The organism is Ideonella sp. A 288 (assembly GCF_002198735.1).
Lineage (GTDB): Bacteria > Pseudomonadota > Gammaproteobacteria > Burkholderiales > Burkholderiaceae_C > Pseudaquabacterium.
This window is the reverse complement of record NZ_MWLO01000137.1, coordinates 126,299-148,859: the sequence shown is the minus strand read 5'-3', so window position 1 is coordinate 148,859 and position 22,561 is coordinate 126,299. Positions and strand designations below refer to the sequence as shown.

16 protein-coding genes are annotated in these 22,561 nt (G+C 68.1%); 12 read left to right on the top strand and 4 right to left on the bottom strand.

The window, feature by feature from the left end; genetic code table 11:
- Nucleotides 1-31 precede the first annotated feature (31 nt).
- From EOINJALH_RS20225 to EOINJALH_RS20170, 12 genes are all read left to right on the top strand, one after another.
- Entirely contained in the window at nt 32-1,174 is a 1,143-nt protein-coding gene (locus tag EOINJALH_RS20225; protein WP_088283696.1) for a TIGR03088 family PEP-CTERM/XrtA system glycosyltransferase, read from the top strand.
- Nucleotides 1,175-1,181: 7 nt separating this feature from the next.
- Nucleotides 1,182-3,125 carry an XrtA/PEP-CTERM system amidotransferase gene (locus tag EOINJALH_RS20220; RefSeq protein WP_088283382.1) on the top strand — a complete coding sequence of 648 codons (1,944 nt, stop codon included), beginning with the start codon at nt 1,182-1,184 and terminating at the stop codon, nt 3,123-3,125.
- A 14-nt stretch (nt 3,126-3,139) separates the two neighbouring features.
- On the top strand, nt 3,140-4,360 hold the full coding sequence (locus EOINJALH_RS20215) for a TIGR04063 family PEP-CTERM/XrtA system glycosyltransferase (protein WP_088283694.1): 1,221 nt from the start codon (nt 3,140-3,142) through the stop codon (nt 4,358-4,360).
- A gap of 5 nt (nt 4,361-4,365) precedes the next feature.
- Entirely contained in the window at nt 4,366-6,303 is a 1,938-nt protein-coding gene (asnB, locus tag EOINJALH_RS20210; protein WP_088283380.1) for an asparagine synthase (glutamine-hydrolyzing), read from the top strand.
- A complete protein-coding gene (locus EOINJALH_RS20205; RefSeq protein WP_088283378.1) occupies nt 6,300-7,526 on the top strand; it encodes a TIGR03087 family PEP-CTERM/XrtA system glycosyltransferase in 1,227 nt (408 codons plus the stop codon). Before asnB ends, EOINJALH_RS20205 begins: the two co-directional genes overlap by 4 nt.
- Complete coding sequence (locus EOINJALH_RS20200; protein WP_088283376.1) at nt 7,523-8,839, top strand: nucleotide sugar dehydrogenase; 1,317 nt, start codon at nt 7,523-7,525, stop codon at nt 8,837-8,839. The genes EOINJALH_RS20205 and EOINJALH_RS20200 overlap by 4 nt, the downstream gene beginning before the upstream one ends.
- A gap of 95 nt (nt 8,840-8,934) precedes the next feature.
- Nucleotides 8,935-9,843, top strand: a complete 909-nt coding sequence (locus EOINJALH_RS20195) for a transglutaminase-like domain-containing protein (protein WP_088283692.1) — start codon at nt 8,935-8,937, stop codon at nt 9,841-9,843.
- Nucleotides 9,840-10,964, top strand: a complete 1,125-nt coding sequence (locus tag EOINJALH_RS20190) for a glycosyltransferase family 4 protein (protein ID WP_234413953.1) — start codon at nt 9,840-9,842, stop codon at nt 10,962-10,964. Before EOINJALH_RS20195 ends, EOINJALH_RS20190 begins: the two co-directional genes overlap by 4 nt.
- Nucleotides 10,961-12,316, top strand: a complete 1,356-nt coding sequence (locus tag EOINJALH_RS20185) for a phenylacetate--CoA ligase family protein (protein ID WP_088283374.1) — start codon at nt 10,961-10,963, stop codon at nt 12,314-12,316. The genes EOINJALH_RS20190 and EOINJALH_RS20185 overlap by 4 nt, the downstream gene beginning before the upstream one ends.
- A gap of 13 nt (nt 12,317-12,329) precedes the next feature.
- A complete protein-coding gene (locus EOINJALH_RS20180) occupies nt 12,330-13,670 on the top strand; it encodes a putative O-glycosylation ligase, exosortase A system-associated (RefSeq protein ID WP_088283372.1) in 1,341 nt (446 codons plus the stop codon).
- 13 nt (nt 13,671-13,683) lie between these two features.
- The gene (locus tag EOINJALH_RS20175; protein WP_088283370.1) at nt 13,684-14,394 is read left to right on the top strand and encodes a class I SAM-dependent methyltransferase; all 711 of its coding nucleotides are present in this window, start codon (nt 13,684-13,686) and stop codon (nt 14,392-14,394) included.
- Between the two features lie 193 nt (nt 14,395-14,587).
- On the top strand, nt 14,588-15,238 hold the full coding sequence (locus EOINJALH_RS20170; RefSeq protein ID WP_158219830.1) for a DUF642 domain-containing protein: 651 nt from the start codon (nt 14,588-14,590) through the stop codon (nt 15,236-15,238).
- Between the two features lie 124 nt (nt 15,239-15,362).
- On the opposite strand, the gene EOINJALH_RS20165 is transcribed toward EOINJALH_RS20170, so the two are convergent.
- The 4 genes from EOINJALH_RS20165 to EOINJALH_RS20150 all read right to left on the bottom strand — a co-directional run bounded on the left by EOINJALH_RS20165 (nt 15,363) and on the right by EOINJALH_RS20150 (nt 22,490).
- Complete coding sequence (locus EOINJALH_RS20165) at nt 15,363-18,665, bottom strand: hypothetical protein (RefSeq protein WP_234413952.1); 3,303 nt, start codon at nt 18,663-18,665, stop codon at nt 15,363-15,365.
- Between the two features lie 185 nt (nt 18,666-18,850).
- Entirely contained in the window at nt 18,851-19,705 is an 855-nt protein-coding gene (locus EOINJALH_RS20160; RefSeq protein ID WP_088283364.1) for a sialate O-acetylesterase, read from the bottom strand.
- On the bottom strand, nt 19,702-20,727 hold the full coding sequence (locus EOINJALH_RS20155) for an acyltransferase (RefSeq protein WP_088283362.1): 1,026 nt from the start codon (nt 20,725-20,727) through the stop codon (nt 19,702-19,704). Before EOINJALH_RS20155 ends, EOINJALH_RS20160 begins: the two co-directional genes overlap by 4 nt.
- A gap of 101 nt (nt 20,728-20,828) precedes the next feature.
- Nucleotides 20,829-22,490: an asparagine synthetase B gene (locus tag EOINJALH_RS20150; protein ID WP_088283360.1), complete on the bottom strand. Its 1,662-nt coding sequence runs from the start codon at nt 22,488-22,490 to the stop codon at nt 20,829-20,831.
- Nucleotides 22,491-22,561: the final 71 nt, after the last annotated feature.

Here is a 22,561-nt window from a genome sequence, read left to right as displayed (position 1 = left end):
CGCCCGGACCGACGCCAGTCGGCCGCTGGTGATGCACGTGGTCTACCGCTTCGACGTGGGCGGGCTCGAAAATGGGGTGGTCAACCTGATCAACCACATGCCCGCCGACGCCTATCGCCACATGGTGGTGGCCATGACCGAGGTCACCGACTTCAAGGACCGCATCAGGCGCGACGACGTGCAGTTCGTCGCGCTGCACAAGCCGCTTGGCCACGGCATCAAGCTTTATCCGCGTCTGTTTCGGATGTTCCGCGAACTGCGGCCGGCGATCGTGCACACCCGCAACCTGGCCGCGCTGGAGGCGGTGGTGCCGGCCTGGGCGGCCGGCGTGCCCGTGCGCGTGCATGGTGAGCATGGCCGCGATGTCGATGACCTCGACGGCACGCGCCGACGCTACCAGTGGATGCGCCGGGTGTACCGCCCCTTCGTCACACGCTACATCGCCCTGTCGCGCGACCTGGCAGGCTACCTCGTCGACAAGGTCGGCGTGCCGCCGGGGCGGGTCGCCCAGATCTACAACGGCGTGGACACGGCGCGCTTTCGACCCGCACCAGAACCGCGCACGGCCATCGCCGGCTGCCCGTTCAACGAATCCGGTCTCTGGCTGGTCGGCACCGTCGGCCGCATGCAGACGGTCAAAGATCAGCCGACCCTGGCCCGCGCCTTCATCGAGGCGCTGCGGCTTGCGCCGGCCTTGCGCAGCCGCCTTCGGCTGGTGATGGTCGGCGACGGCCCGTTGCGTGCCCAGGCCCAGGCGCTGCTGAACGACGCCGGCGTCGGCGATCTGTGCTGGCTGCCGGGCGAACGTGGCGATGTGGCAGATGTCATGCGGGGTCTGAGTTGTTTCGTGCTTCCCTCGTTGGCCGAAGGGATCTCCAATACCATCCTCGAAGCCATGGCCAGCGGACTGCCGGTGATCGCCACCGACGTCGGTGGCAACGCCGAACTCGTGGCGCGTGGCAGGACAGGGGAGATCGTGCAGGCGAACGATCCGCAGGCCATGGCCGCGGCATTGGTGCGGCTGGCGTCGGATCCGGCACGGGCGGCCGAGTTCGGCGCCGAAGGCCGTGCCGAGGTCGAGCGCCGGTTCAGCCTGCAGGCCATGGTCCATGCCTATCGGTCGCTGTACGACCGACTGGCCCGCCCGCCCATGGGCAACGAACGACAAGGCTGACAACATCATGTGTGGCATCACCGGCATTTTCGACACGCGCGCCGCGCGCGGCATCGACCGAGCGGTGCTGCAGCGCATGAACGACTCGCAGTGGCACCGCGGTCCCGACGAGGGCAGCCTGCACCTCGAGCCCGGCGTGGGCTTCGGCCACCGCCGGCTGTCGATCATCGACATCGCCACCGGCCAGCAGCCGCTATTCAACGAGGACGGCTCGGTGGTCGTGGTCTTCAACGGCGAGATCTACAACTACCAGTCGCTGATCCCCGAGTTGCAGGCGCTGGGACACGTCTTCCACACCCGCAGCGACACCGAAGTCATCGTCCATGCCTGGGAGTCGTGGGGGCCGGCCTGCGTGCAGCGCTTTCGCGGCATGTTCGCCTTTGCGCTGTGGGACCGCAACCGCCAGACCTTCTTCATGGCGCGCGACCGGCTCGCCGTCAAGCCGCTGTTCTATGCCGTGCTCGACGACGGCATGCTGCTGTTCGGCTCCGAGCTGAAGTCGGTGCTGGCCCATGGCGGCCTGCGCCGCGACCTCGACCCGCAGGCGGTGGAAGAGTACTTCGCGCTTGGCTACGTGGCCGAGCCGCGCACGGTGTTCACGCAGGCGAAGAAGCTGCCGCCCGCGCACACGCTGACCTGGCGGCGGGGAGAGCCGGCGCCGCAGCCGGTGTCCTACTGGGACGTGCACTTCACCGGCGGCAACCCGATCGACGACACCCAGGCCTGCGAGGAACTGAACCGTCGGCTGAAGGAATCGGTGCGGCTGCGCATGATCGCCGAGGTGCCGCTGGGCGCCTTCCTGTCGGGCGGGGTCGATTCCAGCGCGGTGGTGGCCACGATGGCCGGCCTGCAGTCGGAGCCCGTCAACACCTGCTCGATCGGCTTCGACGTGCCGGAGTACAACGAGTCGGCCTTCGCCAAGATCGTGGCCGACCGCTACCAGACGCGCCACTTCATGGAAGTGGTACAGAGCGACGATTTCGACCTCATCGACACGCTGGCGCGCCTGTACGACGAGCCCTACGCCGACAGCTCGGCCATCCCCACCTACCGCGTCTGCCAGTTGGCGCGCAAGCACGTCACCGTGGCCCTGTCGGGCGACGGCGGCGATGAATCCTTCGGCGGCTACCGGCGCTACCGCATGCACCTGATGGAAGAGCGCATGCGCGCCGCGCTGCCAGAGTCGGTGCGCCGGCCGCTGTTCGGCCTGCTCGGCCGCGTGTACCCCAAGGCCGATTGGGCGCCGCGCGTGTTCCGTGCCAAGACCACCTTCGAGGGCATGGCGCGCACCTCGGTCGAGGCCTACTTCTACTCGGTGTCGATCTTGCGCGGCCCGATGCGCGCGCAGTTGTTCAGCGACCGCTTCCAGCGCGAGCTGGCCGGCTACGACGCCATCGAGGTCTTCCACCAGCACGCCGCGCGGGCGCACACCGACGATCCGCTGTCGCTGATCCAGTACCTCGACCTCAAGACCTACCTGGTCGGCGACATCAACACCAAGGTCGACCGCGCCAGCATGGCGCATTCGCTCGAGGTGCGCGAGCCGCTGATGGACCACGAGCTGGTCGAGTGGCTGGCCACGCTGCCGTCCTCGCTGAAGGTGCGCGGCAACGAAGGCAAGTTCCTGCTCAAGAAGGCGATGGAGCCGCTGCTGTCCGACGACATCCTGTACCGCCCGAAGATGGGCTTCGCGGTGCCGCTGGCCAAGTGGTTCCGTGGGCCGCTCAAGCAACGCATGCGCGACGCCATCCTCGGCCAGCGGCTGGCCGACACGGGCTGGTTCAACCGCGACTACCTCACCCACCTCGTCGAGGCCCACCAGGCCGGCACGCGCGACTACAGCGCGCCGCTGTGGACGCTGATGATGTTCGAGGCCTTCCTGCGCAACGTGGTGGACGCCGGCGTGGCGCCCACCGTGCCGCAGGCGCCCGCCGAAGCGGCCCTGGCCTGATCGACCCGATGACCCTGCGCATCCTCCACGTGCTGGACCACTCGGCGCCGCTGCACAGCGGCTACGCGTTCCGCACCCTGTCCCTCCTTCGCGAGCAGCGCAAGCTCGGCTGGGAGACGGTGCACCTCACCACGCCCAAGCAGGGCCCCGGTACGTCGCTGGCCGACGAGGTGGACGGCTGGACCTTCCACCGCACGCCCAACACCGACGGCGTGGGCCTGATCGCGCAGATGCGCATGACGGCCGATCGGCTGGACCAGGTGGTGCAGGAGACCCGGCCCGACGTGATCCATGCCCATTCGCCGGTGCTCAATGCGCTGCCCAGCCTGTGGGTCGGTCGCCAGCGCAAGCTGCCGGTGGTCTACGAGATGCGCGCCTCGTGGGAGGACGCCGCGGTCGACCATGGCACCACCACCGAGGGCAGCCTGCGCTACCGCATCTCGCGCGGGCTCGAGAGCTTCGGCCTGCGCCACGCCGACCAGATCACCACCATCTGCGAAGGCCTGCGCGCCGACATTGCTTCGCGCGGCATCCCCGCCGATCGCATCACCGTGATCCCCAATGCGGTCGACGTGGCGACCTTCCAGTTCGGCACGCCACCCGACCCCGTGCTGCGCGCCAAGCTCGGGCTCGAAGGCGCCACCGTGCTGGGCTTCGCCGGCTCGTTCTACGGCTACGAGGGCATCGATCTGTTGATCGAGGCCGCGCGCCGCATGCTGCCCACGCACCCGTCGCTGCGGGTGCTGCTGGTGGGCGGCGGCCCGCGCGAGGCGGCGCTCAAGGCCCAGGCCGCCGAGGCCGGCATCGCCAGCCAGGTGATCTTCACCGGCCGCGTGCCGCACCAGGACGTGCAGCGTTACTACGAGTTGATCGACGTGCTGGCCTACCCGCGGCTGCCGATCCGCCTGACCGAGCTGGTCACGCCGCTCAAGCCGCTGGAAGCCATGGCCCAGGGCCGCATGTTCGTCGCCTCCGATGTGGGCGGCCACCGCGAGCTGGTGCGCCACGGCGAGACGGGCTTCCTGTTCAAGGCCGGCGATCCCGCCGCACTGGTGACGGCGCTCGAAGGCCTGCTGGCCCAGCGCGACGGCTGGCCGCGCATCCAGGCCCAGGCGCGCCGCTTCGTCGAAGTCGAGCGCACCTGGACCAACAGCGTGTCGCGCTACCGCGAGGTCTACCGCCGCGCGCTGGCCTCCCGCGGCCGCACGGTCGCCGAACTCTCCCAAGCGAGCTGATCCCCGTGTGCGGCATCCATGGCATCTACCGACTCGACGGCCAGGCCGTCGAGGCAGCGCAACTGTCGGCGATGGGGCGGGTCACCTCGCACCGGGGGCCCGACGACGAGGGCCTGCACGTCGACCGTGACTGCGGCATCGCGATGCGTCGGCTATCGATCATCGACCTGGCCGGCGGCCACCAGCCGATCTCCAACGCCGACGACACGCTCTGGCTGGTGTGCAACGGCGAGATCTACAACTACCGCGAGCTGCGCACCGAGCTGCAGGCCAAGGGCTACCGCTTCAAGACCGGCTCCGACAGCGAGGTGTTGCTGCACCTGTACGACGCCGAGGGCGACGCCTTCGTCCACCGCCTCAACGGCATGTTCGACTTCGCGCTGTGGGACGCACGCCGTCGCCGCCTGCTGATCGGCCGCGACCGCATCGGCGTCAAGCCGCTCTACGTGATGCAGGACAGCCGCCGCCTGGCCTTCGCCACCGAGGCCAAGGCCCTGCTGGCGCTGCCCGGCGTGCAGGCCGAGCTCGACCGCAGCACCGTGGCCGGCTACCTGCACCTGGGCTACGTGGCCGCGCCCGAATGCATCTTCAAGGGCATCCGCAAGCTGCCACCGGCCACGCTGCTGGCCGTGGAGGGAGGCAAAGTGCGCGAGTGGCGCTACTGGCGCCTGCCCGAGCGCATCGAGCGCAACGTGTCCGATGCCGAGTGGATCGAGCGCATCCGTGCGCAGATGGAAACCTCGGTGCGCATGCAGATGGTCAGCGACGTGCCGATCGGCGCGTTCCTGTCCGGTGGCGTCGACAGCAGCGCGGTGGTCGGCTTCATGGCCAAGCAGACCTCGCACCCGGTGCGCACCTATGCCATCGGCTTCGAAGGCGGCGCGGCCGAGACCTTGTACAACGAGCTGCCCTACGCGCGCCAGGTGGCGCAGCTGTTCGGCACGCAGCACCGCGAGATCGTCGTGCGGCCCGACGTGGTCGGCCTGCTGCCGCGCCTGCTGTGGCACATGGACGAGCCGGTGTCCGACACCGCCTTCCTCACCACCTACCTGGTGTCCGAATTTGCCCGCCAGGACGTGAAGGTCATCCTGTCGGGCGTCGGCGGCGACGAGCTGTTCGGCGGCTATCGCCGCTACCTCGGGGCGCACTACGCCGCCAAGTTCCACCGCCTGCCGGGCTGGGTGCGCCAGCTCGCGGTGTCGGCGGCGCAGCACCTGCCGTCCGACCGCCACTCGGGCATGCTCAACAAGCTGCGCCTGGCCAAGGGATTCATCTCGTCGGCCGAGATGCACGCCGACGACCGCTACCGCAGCTACCTGCAGGTGATGCCGCGCGACGACGTGGCCGCGCTGCTGATGCGGCCCGAGGCTGGCGGCCACGATGCGCTGGCCACGGCCTTCCGCGACGCCGGCACGCAGGACGAGCTCAACCGCATGTTCGCGGTCGACGCCGAAACCCAACTGCCCGATGACCTGCTGCTGCTCACCGACAAGATGAGCATGGCCGTGTCGCTGGAATGTCGCGTGCCGCTGCTCGACCACGACCTCGTCGAGCTCGCCGCGGCCATTCCCGCCGCGCAGAAGGTGCGCGACGGCCAGCTCAAGCACCTGATGAAGGCGGCCCTGGCCGACATGCTGCCGCAGGACATCCTGCACCGCGCCAAGCGCGGCTTCGGCACGCCGATGGGCGCCTGGCTCAAGCGCGAGCTGGCGCCGATGCTGCGCCAGTTGCTGGCGCCCGAAGTGGTACAGCGGCGCGGCCTGTTCAAGCAGCCGGTGATCGACCGGCTGGTGGCCGACCACGAGGCCAACCGCATCGACGGCACCGATGCCCTCATCGCGCTGATGAACCTCGAGATCTGGAGCCGCCTGTACCTCGATCGGCGCGAGCCGGCCGACGTGGCCGACGAACTGAAGGGCCATGTGCTGGCCCGCGCGGCATGAACATCCTCTACGTCTGCCATCGCTTTCCGTTCCCGCCCAAGCGGGGCGGCAAGATCCGGCCGTTCAACATGATCCGCCACCTCACGGCCGCTGGCCACCAGGTGACGGTGTGCTCGCTGGCGCGCTCGCAGTCCGAGGCCGACGAAGGCCAGGGCATCGCGCCGCACGTGGCCGCGCGCGAGATCGGCATCGTCAATGAGCCGCTGCAGTTCGCCCGCATGATCGTGCGCCTGCCCCTGCTCACGCCTTCGTCGATGGGCTACTTCTACTCGACCGACCTGGCTCGCAAGGTGCGCAGCCAGCTGGCCGCCAAGAAGTGGGACCTGATCTTCGTCCACTGCTCGTCGGTAGCGCAGTACGTGGAGCACGTGACCGACGTGCCCAAGATCCTCGACTTCGGCGACATGGATTCGCAGAAGTGGCTGGAGTACGCGAACTACAAGCCCTGGCCGCTGTCCTGGGGCTACACGCTCGAGGGCACCAAGATGCTCTGGGCCGAGAAGCGCCTGGCCCGCAAGTTCGACCTGTGCACCGCCACCACCCGCGCCGAGTGGGAAACGCTCGAAGGCTACGGCACCGGTGCGGCCACCGACTGGTTCCCGAACGGTGTGGATGCCGGCTTCTTCAGCCCGGGCGATGCGCCCTACGACGCCGACACCATCAGCTTCATCGGCCGCATGGACTACTACCCCAACCAGGAGTGCATGTCGCGCTTCTGCCGGGAGACCTGGCCGCTGCTGCGCGAGCGCCGGCCGGCGATCAAGCTGCTGATCGTCGGGGCCGACCCCTCGCCCGAGATGCGCGCGCTGGGTGATCTGCCTGGCGTCACCGTCACCGGCTCGGTGCCGGACGTGCGGCCCTTCATCCGCGGCTCGGCACTGATGGTGGCGCCCTTGGCCATCGCTCGTGGCACGCAGAACAAGATCCTGGAAGCCATGGCCATGGGTGTGCCGGTGGTCACCAGCCGCATCGCCGCCGGTGGCGTCGATGCCGTGGCCGGCGAGCACCTGCTGGTGGCCGACACGCCGGCCGAAAACGCCGAGGCCATCCTGCGCCTGCTGGAGCAACCCGCCGAGCGCCAGCGCCTGGCTGAGGCAGGCCGCCAGCGCATGCTGAGCCACCACGCCTGGGCGCACTCGATGAAGCGGCTCGACGCCATCATCGCCCGGTGCACCGAGGCCTTCGCAAAGAATCACGGACTGAAGCACGGACAACCAGCATGAAGATCAGCATTTTCGGATTGGGCTACGTCGGCGCGGTGTCGCTGGCCTGCCTGTCGCGCGACGGCCACCAGGTCATCGGCGTCGACATCGACCGCACCAAGCTCGACCTCATCGCCTCCGGCAAGACGCCGGTGGTGGAGGAGGGCATGGTCGACCTGATGGCCCAGGTGGCCGCCAGCGGCCGCGTCACCGTCACCACCGACGCGCAACAGGCGGTGCGCGACAGCGAGATCTCGCTGGTCTGTGTGGGCACGCCCTCGGCCCCCAACGGCAGCCAGGACCAGGGCGCCATCCTGCGCCTGGCCGCCGAACTGGGCCAGGCCATCAAGACCAAGGCCGAACCGCACGTGGTGGTGTTCCGCTCCACGCTGGTGCCCGGCACCGTCGAAGACGTGCTGCGCCCCATCGTCGAGGCCGAGTCCGGCAAGAAGGACGGCGTCGGCTTCTTCCTGTGCTTCCAGCCCGAGTTCCTGCGCGAAGGCTCGTCGATCCGCGACTACGACAAGCCGCCGTTCACGGTGGTCGGCGCGAACCATGATTACCCTGCCGCGCGGCTGCAGGCGCTGTTCGGTCACCTGCCCTGCAAGTTCCTGAAGACCTCGGTGCGCTCGGCCGAGATGATGAAGTACTGCTGCAACAACTTCCACGCGCTGAAGATCACCTTCGCCAACGAGACCGCCCGCCTCTGCGAGGCGCTGGGCGTGGACCCGTTCGAGGTGATGGACCTGGTCTGCCAGGACACCCAGCTGAACATCTCGCGCGCCTACCTGAAGCCCGGCTTCGCCTTCGGCGGCTCCTGCCTGCCGAAGGACCTGCGGGCCACCTCGTACCTGGCCAAGGTGCACGACGTTGAGGTGCCGATGCTCAGCGCCATCCTGCCGTCCAACCGCCAGCACCTCGACCTGGCGCTGCACAAGATCATGGCCACCGGCAAGCGCCGCATCGCCTTCGTCGGCCTGTCCTTCAAGACCGGCACCGATGATCTGCGCGAGAGCCCGCTGGTCACGCTGGCCGAGCAGCTCATCGGCAAGGGCTGCCAGCTGTCGATCTACGACCCCGAGGTGCATCTGGCCAAGCTGCTGGGCGCCAACAAGAGCTTCATCGAAAGGCACCTGCCGCACATCGGCCAGATGCTGCGCCCGACGATGGAAGAGGTGGTCGACGGTGCCGACGTGGTGGTGCTGGGCATCAACAGCGCCGAGGTCATCGACGCCGTGGCGCGCCGCTGCACCGCCGGCCAGACCGTGCTCGACCTGGTCAAGCTGACCGACCGCAGCCCCTGGCAGGCGGCGGTGCAGGGGCTGGCCTGGTGAGTTCGGCGCCGGCGTCGGCGCCGCGGCGTCGGCGCATCGCGTGGTGGTTATGTCTCCTGCTGTTGCTGGGCGCGCCAGCCACGCTGCTGCCACACATGGTGAGCGGCTCGGAGCTGGTGCGCCTGCGCAATGCGATGTTGATGGGCTCTGACCTCGAGCCGGGCTTCGACTGGCAGCCGCCCCAGGTGCCGGCCGGCTTCCTGGCCGAGACCGGCCCGAAGGATCCGCACTTCGTCGCCCTGGCCGACCGCCTGCGCCTGGCCGACAAGGCGGACGACTGGGAGCGGGCGGTGGCCATCGCGCGACACCTGCTGGGCAACAACCCCACCGTCGGCGGTGCGCTGAAGTCCAACCTCAACGACACCTACCGCGGCATCGTCGTCGACGGCGCCGGCTACTGCGCCGACTTCGTGCGCGTGTTCAATGCCATGGCGATCGCCGCCGACATCCCCGTTCGGTCATGGGCCTTCTCGTTCGACGGCTTCGGCGGCCACGGCCATGTCTTCCCGGAAATCTGGAACCGCCAGCAGAAGCGCTGGCAACTGCTGGATGTCTTCGACAACTACTACTTCGTCGACGCCACCGAAGAACCCTTGTCGGCGATGCAGTTCCGCCAGGCGCTGGTCAACCGGTCGCCCAGTCTGGCCTTGCGCCTGATCGAGCCGACCGCCCGCCCGGGTTACGAGATCGAGGCCAAGGCCTGGGACTACTTCCGCCGTGGCGCCCCCGAGTGGTACCTCTGGTGGGGCAGCAACGTGTTCAGCTACGACGGAGCGGCGCTGGTGAAACTGCTGTCGCCCGTGTCACGTGGCTTGGAGCAGTTTGGTGCCATGGCCCACGGTGTGCATCCTGGCTTGCGCGTACTGCCCGATCCGTCCAACGCCGCTCAGCGTCGGGCGATGCACGCTCTGCGCACCCAACTGTCGTGGGTGGCCACCGCCATGGCCCTGGGCGGCGCCGGCGTGCTGGTGCTGGTCTGGCAAGGCCGCCGGCGGCCATCGTGAGCACGCGCGACGTGTCGACGGGCGCCGTGCCCGACGGCTGGCCGCGCATGGCGGTGGTCGGGCCGCTGCCGCCACCCTCGGGTGGCATGGCCAACCAGTGCGAGCAACTGATCCGCCTGCTGCGCGCCGATGGCGCCGACGTGGCCCTGGTGCGCACCAATGCCCCCTACCGGCCGAGCGTGGTCGGGCGCGTGCCGCTGCTGCGCGCCGCCTTCCGCCTGCTGCCGTACCTGGTGTCGCTGTGGCGCACGCTGGGGCGGGTCGACGTGGTGCACGTGTTCGCCAACTCGGGCTGGGCCTGGCACCTGCTCGCGCTGCCGGCGCTGGCCATCGCGCGTTGGCGTGGCGTGCCGGCGATCGTCAACTACCGGGGGGGCAACGCCGACCCCTTCTTCACCACCGCGCCGGCCCATGTGCTGCGCAGCCTGAAGGCCGCCACGCTGCGCATCACGCCCTCGGCCTATCTGCTCAGGGTGTTCGCCAAGCACGGCCTGCAGGCCGAGGTGGTGCCGAACATCATCGACCTGTCACGGTTCGCGCCGGCGCCCCCGCGGCCGGCGGGGGCTGCGCCGCACCTGATCGTCACCCGCAACCTCGAACCCATCTATGACATCCCGACGGCACTGAAGGCGCTGGCCAAGGTGCGGCAGGTGCATCCGGCCGCGCGCATGACGGTGGCCGGCAGCGGACCCGAGCGCGATGCCCTGCAGGCGCTGGCCACGCAGCTGGGAATTGGCGAGGCCGTGACCTTCGCCGGGCGCATCGACAACGCCGACATCGCCGCGTTGTATGCCAGCGCCGACGTGATGCTCAACCCCAGCACCGTCGACAACATGCCGATCTCGATCCTCGAAGCGCTGGCCAGCGGCGTGCCGGTGGTCAGCACCGACGCCGGCGGCATCCCCGACATGGTGGTGCACGGCGAGTCGGCACTGCTGGTGCCCATCGGCGACGCCGACGCCATGGCCGCTGCCTCGCTGCACGTTCTGGGCGATCCCGAGAAGGCTGCCACGCTCAGACAGGCCGGTCTGACCGAGGTCGGGCGCTATGCTTGGCCGCGTGTGAAGCAACTCTGGCGGCACGCCTATTGGCGCGCCGCTTTGTCCCGGAGCCGTTCTTGAGCCTGTACACCTCCGTCTGCGCAGGCCTGCTGTTCCCGCTGCACGAACGCCTGAAGGGGCATCGGTCGGTGGCGGTGCGGCGCCGGCTCGAGGCCAGCCAGTGGGCCCAGCCCGACGCGATCGAGGCCGAGCGCGTCGGGCGACTGCGCGCCTTCCTGCAGGACATCGGCCGCCACGTGCCCTATTACCGGCAGGCGTTCACCGCCGCCGGCTTCGACCCGGCCGCCGTGGCCTCGGTGGCCGACCTGCAGAAGCTGCCCTTCCTCACCAAGGCCGTCATCCGCGCGCAGCAGGACGGCCTGAAGGCCGACGACCACGGGCCGCTGGCGCGCTACAACACCGGCGGCTCCTCGGGCGAGCCGCTCATCTTCTACATCGGCAAGGACCGCACCAGCCACGACGTCGGCGCCAAGTGGCGCGCCACACGCTGGTGGGGCGTGGACATCGGCGACCCCGAACTGGTCGTCTGGGGCTCGCCGATCGAGCTGGGCGCGCAGGACCGCGTGCGCCGCCTGCGCGACGGCCTGATGCGCAGCCACCTGCTGCCGGCCTTCGAGATGTCCGAGGCCAACCTCGACGGCTTCGTGCGCACCATCCGCCAGACGCGGCCGAAGATGCTGTTCGGCTACCCCTCGGCGCTGACGCTCATCGCGCGCCATGCCGAGAAGCGTGGCATCGCGATGACCGACCTGGGCATCCGAGTGGCCTTCGTCACCTCGGAACGGCTGTACGACGAGCAGCGCGAGACCATCGGCCGGCTCTTCGGCTGCCGCGTGGCCAACGGCTACGGTGGCCGCGACGCCGGCTTCATCGCGCACGAATGCCCCGAGGGCGGCATGCACCTGATGGCCGAGGACATCATCGTCGAACTGGTCGATGGCCAGGGTCAGGTGGTGCCCGACGGCCAGGCCGGCGAGATCGTCGTCACCCACCTCGGCACGCGCGACTTCCCGTTCGTGCGCTATCGCACCGGTGACGTGGCCGTGAAGTCCACGCGCCGCTGCGCCTGCGGGCGCGGCCTGCCGATGCTCGAGGAAATCCAGGGCCGCACCACCGACTTCGTCGTCGCGGCCGACGGCACCGTGATGCACGGCCTGTCGCTGATCTACATCCTGCGCGACCTGCCGGGCCTGCAGTCGTTCAAGGTGGTGCAGGAATCGCGCGAGCACACCCGCGTGCTGCTGGTGGCCGGCCCTGGCCTGGCCGCCAGCGCGGACGAGACCATCGTCACCGGCTTCAAGCGCCGCCTGGGCGCCGGCGTGCGCATCGACGTCGAGCGCGTGGCCGAGATCCCGCCCGAGCGCTCGGGCAAGTTCCGCTACATCGTCAGCCACGCCGTGGCGCCGCGCTGAGGCACCGGCCACCATGCGCGACATCCTGCTCTCCGGCATCCTGCTGGGCCTGCTGCCCTACATCCTGCGATTCCCGGTGGTGGGTGCCTACACCTGGGCCTGGCTGTCGATGATGAGCCCCCACCGCGCTGTCTATGGTTTCGCGCGAGGCGTGCCTTTTGCGCAGTTGGTGGCCATCGTGACGTTGATCAGCCTGTTGATGAGCCGGGACCGCCGCCCGGTGCCCATGACCACCCCCACAGTGGTGCTGCTGCTGATGCTGTCGTGGATGACCTTCACGTCGTTCTTCGCCATCGCCGACACCGATCGGGTCATCGACCGCTGGATCTTCGTGGGCAAGTCCCAGATCATGATCTTCATCACCATGATGCTCGTTCGCGATCGCATGCAGATCCACCGCCTCATGTGGGTCGTCGTGGGCTCGATCGCCTTCTATGGCGTCAAGGGCGGTGTCTGGACACTGGCCACTGGTGGCGGCGGACGCGTGTGGGGCCCACCGGGCCTGCTCGAGGGCAACAACGAGTTGGCCGTGGCGCTGGTCATGATGGTGCCGCTGATGGTTTACACCCTGCAGACGGCCACCAAGCGGTGGATCCGCTGGGGATTGATCGTCGCTATCGGCGCCACCTGTTTCGGGATCCTGGGCAGCCAGTCGCGGGGCGCGCTGCTGGCCATCGTCGCCATGGCCTTCTTCCTGGCGCTCAAGGGCAAGCGCCCGGTGCTCATGTCGTTGGTGATCATCGCCCTGCTGCTCACGGCGATCGCGTTCATGCCCGAAAGCTGGACCCAGCGCATGGACACCATCCAGACGTTCGAGGCCGACAACTCGGCGCAGTCCCGGATCTACACCTGGCGCACTCTGCTCAACTGCGCGTTGGACCGTCCGCTGGTCGGCGCCGGGTTTGCGGCGGACAACCTGCTGGTGTTTTCGCGCTACGCGCCTGGCGGGGCCGAGTACGCGCCGTTCGACGGCCTGGTGTTCGTCGCCCACAGCATCTACTTTCAGATGCTCGGCGAGCATGGATTCGTCGGGCTGGCGTTGTTCCTGCTGCTGGGCGTGGTCACCTGGCGCCGGGCCAGCCAGTTGACGCGTGCCACCCGTGGCGACGCCGAGTTCGGCCGCTGGGTGCCCTTGCTGATGCCGATGATCCAGGTCAGCCTCATCGGCTATGCGGTGGGCGGCGCCTTCTTGTCGCTGGCCTACCTCGACGTGCCGTACTACGTGCTGGCGCTCGTGATCCTGGTGGACGCACACTGGCGCGACCACCAGAAGACCCTGGCCGCCGCGAAGGCGGCGCCGAGCGGCACCGCTGCCAACCAGAATCCCGCGGCTGTTGTCACCGCCGCCACCTGAGGAAGACTGCCCCATGTCCGAAATGGCACACCGACTGCTCGAGAAGCACTACCGTGACCAGGTCCACCCCTACCGCGCCTTCGAGCAGCGCGCCGTCGCGCTCATCGACGGCAACACCCGCACCCTGCTCGATGCCGGCTGCGGCCGCACGGTGCCGGTGCTGCGCAAGTTCTTGGGCAAGGTGCCACGGCTGATCGGGGTCGAACTGGTCGAATTCACCGACGTACCGCCGGGCATCGAGACGCACAACGCCGACTTGGCCAAACTGCCGCTCCCCGACGCCAGCGTCGACCTGATCATTTCGCGCAGCGTCTTCGAGCACCTGACCGAACCGGACAAGGTCTATGCCGAGTTTTCGCGCGTGCTCCGGCCGCGCGGCAAGGTGCTGTTCCTGACGGCCAACATGTGGGACTACGGCACCCTGGTGGCCCGGGCCATCCCCAATCGCTTCCATGCGCGCATCGTCAAGCGCGTCGAAGGACGGGAGGAGGAAGACACCTTCCCCACCGCCTACAAGACCAACACGCGTGGCGACGTCGATGCGCTGGCCAAGGCCTCGGGCTTCAAGGTGCTGGAGTACGAGTACCTCAGCCAGTACCCCAACTACCTGCTGTTCAACGGGCCACTCTTCTTTCTGGGCATGTGCTACGAGAAGCTGATCAGCCGCGTCGAGGCCTTGAAGTACCTGCGAGGCTGGGTCCTGGTCACGCTCGAGAAGGCCTAGCGGGTGGCTGCGGGTCGGCTGAAACCGGTGCGGTGCCGTCGTTCAGAACTGAGCAGTCACAAATCGACACGGATCGGCGTCCGCTACCGCGATATCCCCTATGTTCGGGGGGGCCGGATGTTGGCGGGATTTGCGTACACTCAAGGCAGTCTGTGAAGGTGAGTCCATTCGCCACAGTCCGAGGGAGTTCGTTGTGCTTCGATTCCAGTCAGTCGTTTTTTCCAGCCTGTTGACCGTTTCGGCTGGTTCCTGGGCGGCCGGTCCTAACCTGCTGGTCAATGGCAGCTTTGAGGCACCGAACGCGGTCACCATCAGCTGTTACCAAAACGCCGTGGCCGGCAATTGGACCAGCTTCGGCCCTACGACCAACAAGGGCAGTTGCGCCGTCGAATCCGGCTATTCGAGTGCCGGTCTGACCTGGCCCATCGCCCGCGATGGCACGCAGATGTGGTTTGTCAACTTCCAGAACGTCGTGGGCACCAAGATCGCCCAGACCATTTCGTTGGTGGCCAACACGCAGTACACGCTGACCTTCTCTCTGGCCGGCATCGACGGCAATGCGGTGGCCCCCAATGTGAATGTTGCGATCGGCAATGGTGTGGGATCGCGCAATTTCACCTCGACGGCCGGTGCGTCCTGGACCGACCTCGCCTGGAGTTTCACGCCGCTGACCACGGGCTCTACCACAGTTGCCTTCACGGCGGCCGCTGGTCCGGTGAACCTGGATGCCGCCTATTTGCAGGTGGGTGCCGTGCCCGAGGCGACCACCACGTCGATGATGGCGGCTGGTCTGGTGATATTGTTGGGCATCGCTGCCCGCCGTCGCAAGGGACGCCAAGTCTGAGAGGGTCAGCCGCCTGACGCGGCTACAGTCACGAAGCGGCCCTCTCAGGGCCGTTTTGTTTTCCAGTGCGGCCCTTTTGGGGCCGCTTCACCTTGTGAAGCAGCTCGCTTGGTCCGTTTTGCGCTCAAGTGCCGCCCAGTCGAATGGCCTGCACCGGTCCGCGGATGTCCTCGCCCGTCCACAGGAAGGCATTCAGCGCCGGAGCCCATTGCAGGCGGGAGTAGTCGGTGGCGCTCCACTGGGCGTTGCCACCGTCGAAACTTTCGCTGTCCAAGGTCCAGGTGCCCGTCAGCACCTCGCTGTCGCTGCCACGGGGGGGCGTCAGCCGGTAGAGGCGATTCGACCCGGTCGTGTGACTCAGCGCGTAGAAACGCCCGTTCAACGGGCACAGCGCCCACCCCGTTGTCTGCATGTTGGCCTTGGATGCCGGGTTCGGGCCGGTGTTCAGGGGCCACTCTGACGCGCTCACCGCCATGCGCGTCCAGTGCACCTTGGTACCGACCCGGATGGCGTCGATCGACAGTGCCCACAGTTGCATCGGCACAGCCGGGTTGTCGGCATGGTCGTAAAGGGCCACGACATAGAGGTCCCCCACAGTGAAACAGGTGCTGTCGTAGAGGATATATGGTGGGCTGGCGTCGCCGATGGGCACGCGTCGCCACGTCATGGTGGCGCAGTCCAGCCAGTCGACGTAGTTGCCGTAGTTCGACCCTTCGCAGAGATGCCCGATCACGCAATCGGTTGGCTCGTGGTAAGTGATGCCGAGGCTGCCATACGACACGCGCGTGTTGGCGGTGCGGTGCCAGCGGTGCGTGTCCAGGTCATAGTAATGAGACCCCAGCAACACGAGCGTCACGCCCGCACCGTAGGGTGTGCCGGCCAATCCGCCGGTCGGTTGCCACGCGTTGATGACCTGGCCGGAGCGGTTGCCGGCCCGGTGCGGCGGGCGGTAGACGAAGCTGTTGCGGGTGTGGCTGCCTTCGGGCGGATTGAATCCCGGTTGCTGCCAGCCGGGTGGCCAGTCCGCGCTGGCGCCGTTGTAGTCGCCCCAGACATGGTCGAACTGTGACGGCGGCGGCGATGCGCCGGCCACGAAGCCTTGCAAGGAATTGGTCTGCAACGGCCGGGGTCCCAACAACGCCCAGGTGGCACGCGCCACGTCGTAGCCCATCCAGACGCACGGGCCGCCCGCGGAATGGCCGGCAGCACCATACATGAGGTAGGTGCCCTGGGCACCCATAGCCGATGCGAAGGTGGCGCCACAGAAGTCGGGCGTGTGGAGCCACTGCGTGCCGTGGGTGAAGTCCCAGGGCGGCAGTGCCGGGTGCCGGCTGTTGCTGAGCGGGTCCTTGGCGGGGTCGATGTCGGCACGCGTGTTGGCGCTGATGTTGCGGATCACGCTCGGTGCCAAGGTTACGCCGGTGTTCAGCGGGCCGATGTAGCGGGTACCGCAGGCCATGGCGCCATAAAACTGCACCATGTCCTCGTCCGCCGGCAGCACGCCGCCGTTGTAGCAGTTCAGCAGCAACCCGATCGGCCCCAGGTTGCGCGAGGCCGCGAACTGCGGCGGCAGCGCGGCGATGTGGTCGAGCGGTCCGTCGCGATAGGACCACCCGGTGTGCGTGGCCACCTTCACACCGTCGAGGAAGACCTCCATGATCCCATCCGATGGGCTGCCTCCTGCGGGCTTCCATGTGTTCAGCTTGCAACGGATCTCGATGCAGTACCAACGGTCCGGGTACAGAGCGCCTCCACGGCCCTGCAGGTTGCCCCATTTGAAGTTGCGACCGATCATGTCCCACGCGTGCACATAGGGCACCAGTCCGGCCAGTGGCGCGTCGGCCGGGGCCAGGACGAAGCCGAGGCGGTTCGTCCAGCCATGCTTGCCGCCGCCAAAATTGTTGTTGCCGCCCGCGGGCGTCCAATGGTGGACGCCGATCCCGAACTTGCCACCCATCAGGGCATGAACCGCCGTGGACGATGCGCTGGCACGGAACATCTTCGTTTCGGCCAATGTCTTGCGCGGCGCGTGGTACCGGAAGTGGAAGCGAGTGTAGGTCTCGTCCAGCAGGCCGCTGATGGCCTTCGGGAACAGCAGCCAAAGGTCGGCGCCCGTGCCCACCGTCGCGGTGTAGTCGGCCACACCGCCATCGGCCGCCGGTGACTTGGGCGTGACGACTCGCAGCGCGCCCAGGCCGGCGGCCAGGGGTGCGAAGCCATCGCCGACGTGCTGCGAATCGACCAGGCTGATGTTGGGTGAGCGGTCGGACTTGTGAACCCACTTGCCCGCCAGCGCCTGGCCGGCGTCGGCGGCCGGCAGCCGGCTGTCGTCGCTGGCGCCTGCACCCCAGAGATCGGGTGTCCAGCGCCTGACGTCGAAGACGTTGATGGCATCCGGCAGTAGCCAGTCGCGCAGCGCGGTGCCGTCGCGGTAGTCGTGCGCAACGATCACGCCCGCGGCGCCATTCAAGCCGCCGTCGAGGCTGTGGCCGGCGGCAACTCCCTGCAGCACTGCTGGCGCCGCTGTGGGCGGGTTGGCGAGGTACAGGCGCAGCTGTGCCGCGGCCGCGGTGTGGCGGGTCACCGCGAGGGTGAGCACCGCGGACTGGACCGCCTGGGTGGGTCGGTCGAAGCCGATCGCGACACTGGGGTCGACCGGCGATTCGGACGCTCCGATTTGCGCATAGGATGTGCCGGCACTGAGCGCCACGCAGGCGTGGCAGGCCAGCGTGGCGGTGCTGCCGTCGCGGTACGTGACGGCAATCGACGGCGCCGGCAGGGTCGGGTGGTGCTGTGTCGCGAGGGCCCGCGCGGCGCCATCGCAGCGCACGATGTAGGCGTTCCAGCGGTCGCCCGTCTGCGCGGCCTGAACGCCTGCGGTGAGGTCGATCGAGTACACCGACGACCCCGTGGGCACGGCATTCGCGGCCACTGCGCCGTGCGGCGACTGGACCGATTGGGCACGGCCGGTGACGTCGATCCAGTCACCGCCCGCGTTCAGCCACGGCCATTCGCCGGCACCATCGACGAAGCGGTGGGTTGGGCCGATGACCGCGCCGAGCGTGGCACCCCAGTTGAAGCCCTCGGCATTGGCGATGCCCGGGCGTGCCGGCGTTTCGACATAGCTGGTCACGGCGCGCAGCACGGTGCCCTGCTGCACGTCGGCGAAGAGCCACGGCTGGGTATTGCGGTATGTCCCTGGCAGCAGCGCGGGGGCCCTGGGCGGGCTGGTGGGCGAGGGCGCCGGTGTCGGTTCGGCCGGAAGCGGCTCCGAAGGCGTTGACGGCTCGGGCGACGCTGACGCCGGGCCGGGCGCCGCAGCGCTGCCGCCGCCGCTGCACGCGGCAGCGGCCCATGGCAACCAGCTCAGGGCACCGGCGGTGCGCCACATCATCGTTCGACGGTCGGGATCGGCGGGTTCGGTCATGGCGGCGTGATGGGCCTGCGAAGTTTCGTTGGGGCATGTTGGCAGGCGTGGCAGCGCGGCCGCCGCCTGCAGTGGCCTGGGTGGAATCATCGCAGGGACGGTGCTCCCGTCCAGAAACCATGCGCGTCGCGGCGCCATTCGTCGGGAACGGTGTAGGGCGGCCGGTCACCTCAATGCCGCGACCGTCAGCCCTTCAACGCGGCGAGGATGCGATCGGCCCATAGCCGTGCGGCGGCCACTTGACCCGACGAGGAAAGGTGGCAGCCGTCGAGGCGCTGGTCGGGGCCCGCCAACGTGTCGGTATCGGCGCCGAGACGAAAGCCGTTGCGGCGATCGGCCAAGACGGCAATGGCTTGGCGCAGGTCGTCGTCGGCGACTGAGCGGCAAACCGTTGACAGTGCCAACAGCAGCGGAGCCGAACTGCCGGCGAGGTAGAGCGTCTGGCGCAACTGCCCCAGTTGCGCCGCATAACGGTCGCCAGGCGTTTTCAGCCGTGCATCGGATTCGCCTTGCTGCCAGAGCACCAGCGTCGGGGGCAGCCCATTCCGGCTCATGTCGGCCACATGCTCGACCAGACGCCGGTAAATAGGGCTGTCCGGATCGGTCCAGTCGACGATCATGGTCGAGTCCACGGCAAGCAGGCTGAGCACGACGCTCGGCGCAGCCGTGCCTGCTTCGGCCAGGGCCTGCGGCAGGGCCGACCAAATGCTGCCGCCGCGGCCCGTACCGCCGGGCAACGGATCGGTGGCCATGGCGCAGCGACCGGCCGAAAACACCGGCACACGGGCCGGGGCGGGTAGGCGCGCTTCGCCATGGTTGGCGGCGTTGGACTGCCCCAGCACCAGCAACACCAGCGGCTTCGTGGCGGCCAAGGCTGCGCAGGGGGTGGCGTCGACCGCGGCAAGCTGCACAACGCCGTCGAGCTTCGATTGCAGCGTGTTGCGGGCACGCTGCGCGCCATGCAGGCGATGACCGTAGGCGAGCGCTGCGGTGGCCACCAGCAGCGCGACCCAGCCGGCCCGACGTCGTCTGCCGATCATTTGGCCAGACTGCTCCGATGGCGGGCGCGTATCCAGGCCATCGCCGGCCGCTCGACGAATCGGGAGACCACGGTGGCCAATGCCAGGCTGAAGGCCAGTGTCGTCGGCACGATCACCACGGACGGAAGCCCAAGTGCCAGCAACTGAAGCTGGATGCTCCAGCCGATGTTCTCGTGCAGCAGGTACAAGGGGTAAGAGATTGCGCCGAGCCACACCAGCACGGACTGGCCCAACACCGGGATTCGCCCGCTCGCCGCCAGATAGACCAGGCCGGCCAGTGCACAGGCCAGTCCTCCGACGAACATCGACTGCACGAAAGCCATCGTCACCAGCGCGTAACCCGCCAGCAACAGCGAGCGTGGGCGGTCGACGGCGTCTCGCGGATTGAGGGCCAGGTAAATGGCCACGCCCAGCGAGAACCAGGCGATGTATGGAAGGATCAGCAGCCGCGACAGGGTCCAGGATAGCTCGATCCCGGCGAAGCGGGCCGCGAGAAAGTACACCCACATCACCGTGACCAGCGCCGCCAGCGCCCAGTGGATGTGCTTCAGCCAGTTCAGCCGGTATAGCGTGAACATGCCGACGTAGAAGAGCAGTTCCACCTCCAGGGTCCAGTACACGCCGTCGACGTGGGCCACGCCGAACAGCCCGTGGAGCATGAACACATTGGCCAGCGCCGTGGTCAGGCTCACCAATTTTTCGGGCAGGCCCAAGGCATGTGTGACAGCAAACGTCAACGCGATGGACACCCAGTAGGCGGGGAACAGCCGGCTGAACCGCGACACGACGAAATCCATCGGGCGCGTTGTGCGCTGCAAGGTCATGAAGATCACGAACCCGCTGATGATGAAGAACAGGTTCACGCCATAGTGCCCACCGGGGAAGGCGACGACCGGTTCGGCGCCATTGCCGAACAGCTCGTGAAACCGCGTGGTGTAGTGATAGAGCACCACCGCCAGCGCGGCCAAGCCCCGCAGGGCGTCGACCTCGGCCAGTCGCTGACCCGGCTTGCTCGTGGCCATTTCAGTGTGGCCAGGCTGTCCGAAGGGCCGGACTCGCCCCTCGGGGGCGGCCTGCCGCTCGTGCGCTCAAATCGAAATCGACCAGCACGCGGGGCGACGCTTCAATGGGCCAGGCGGTAGTCCGGTCGATGCCGGCGCAGCCACTGCTCCAGCATCATCACGATCCACACCATCTCGCCGTAGTACCCAGGGTGCTCCGGCAGAAGCGTCTCGAGCAGCGGCCTGATGAAGTCGGGCCGTACGATGCCACGCTGGGCGAAGGAGTTCAGCGACTCGACGGCCAGTTGCCTGAGGGCGTCGTGCTGGGTCACCCAAACGCCGAAGGGCAGGCCAAAGCCTTGCTTCTTCTTGGTGATGATCTCGTCCGGCAGGAAGCCGCGCAGCGCCTCCTTGAAGAACCAGCGCAGTTTCAAGCCCTTGAGCTTGTAATCGGCGGGCAGGCGCATCGAGAACGACAGCAGTTCGTCGTCGAGGAAGGGAAAGCCCACGCCCACGTCGGCCAACTGGGTGGTGCCGCGCACCTTGGGCAGGTCGCTCTCGGCCAGTGTGTAGCGCCAGTCGTAGGCCAGGGTGCGGTTGATCGGCTCCTGGGCGATGGCCAGTGCCCAGACGGCGCGTTGCTGGTTGCCGGCATCGTCGGGATCGACCTGGGCCAGGAATCCGGGTGTCAGTACCTCTGCAAACCCAAGCCGGCGCAGCAGGTTGTACATCTGCAGCCGGTCGGGCATGGGCACCTTGGCCTGGTTGATGTAGCCGGCCCCCTTGCCCAGCACCGGAATGCCCTTGAACGCACCGGGCCGGAACAGGGGCTCCATCACGGCGGATCGGAAACTGGCGGGCAGCCGCCCGTACCAGCCGAAGATGCGTTGCATGGCATAGCGCGAATTGCCGCCGAACAGTTCGTCGCCACCGTCGCCGGCCAGCAGCTTGGTCACGCCGTCGTCCCGTGCAAACTTGGCGCAGTAGTACGCAGGCAGTGCCGACGAGTTGCCGAAGGGCTGGTCGTACGACCCTGCCACGTGACCGATACCGCGCACCAGGTCGTCCGGTGTCACGTAGTACTCGTGATGATCGGTGCCGAAGCGCTTGGCGGCGATGCGCGCAAAGGCCATCTCGTCATAGCCCTGTGCCTCGAAGCCGATCGAGTAGGTGGAGGCAGGTCGGCCGCCAACCTGGCCGATCAAGCCGGCCACGGACGAACTGTCGGTGCCGCCGCTCAGGAAGCATGCCGGCTTACTGCCGTCGAGTTGCCGGGCCACGGACTTGTCCAGCAGATGGCGGAACTCGTCGCGCAGCGCATCGAACGAACCGGAGGTCGGCTCGCTGAACTCCGGCACCCAGAAGTGCTGTACCGTCAACTGGCCATTGGCGTACTGCGCAGAGCAGCCGGGCGGCAGCCGATGGATGCCCTTGAAGATGGTGCGGGGCGAAGGAATGCAGTGGAAGTACAGGTAGTCGAAGATGGCCTGCGGATCGATTTCGGTGTGCTCGTCGGCCAATGCGTCGGCTCGCTCGGCAAACCGAAGCCGGCCATCGACCACGCGATAGCAGAGCGTCTGCACGGCGAACTTGTCCACCGCCAGGTAACCGCTGCCGTCGGGTTCGGACAGGCCGATGGCGAAGCCTCCCGTCAGACCGGCGGCCGCACGGGTCAGGCCTTCGGCCAGCACCTTGCCGCGCCAGGCATCGGCCGTCCAGGCGGGCGAGGCCGCTGGCCCAACGGAGGGCGAGCCCAGGCAAAGGAAGACGGATTCGTTGGACATGGTCGGTGACGTTGGCTGGCGGGGCAGATTGGTGACCCGCGGTGATCGTGGGCTCACCGTGTCGTGTGCAC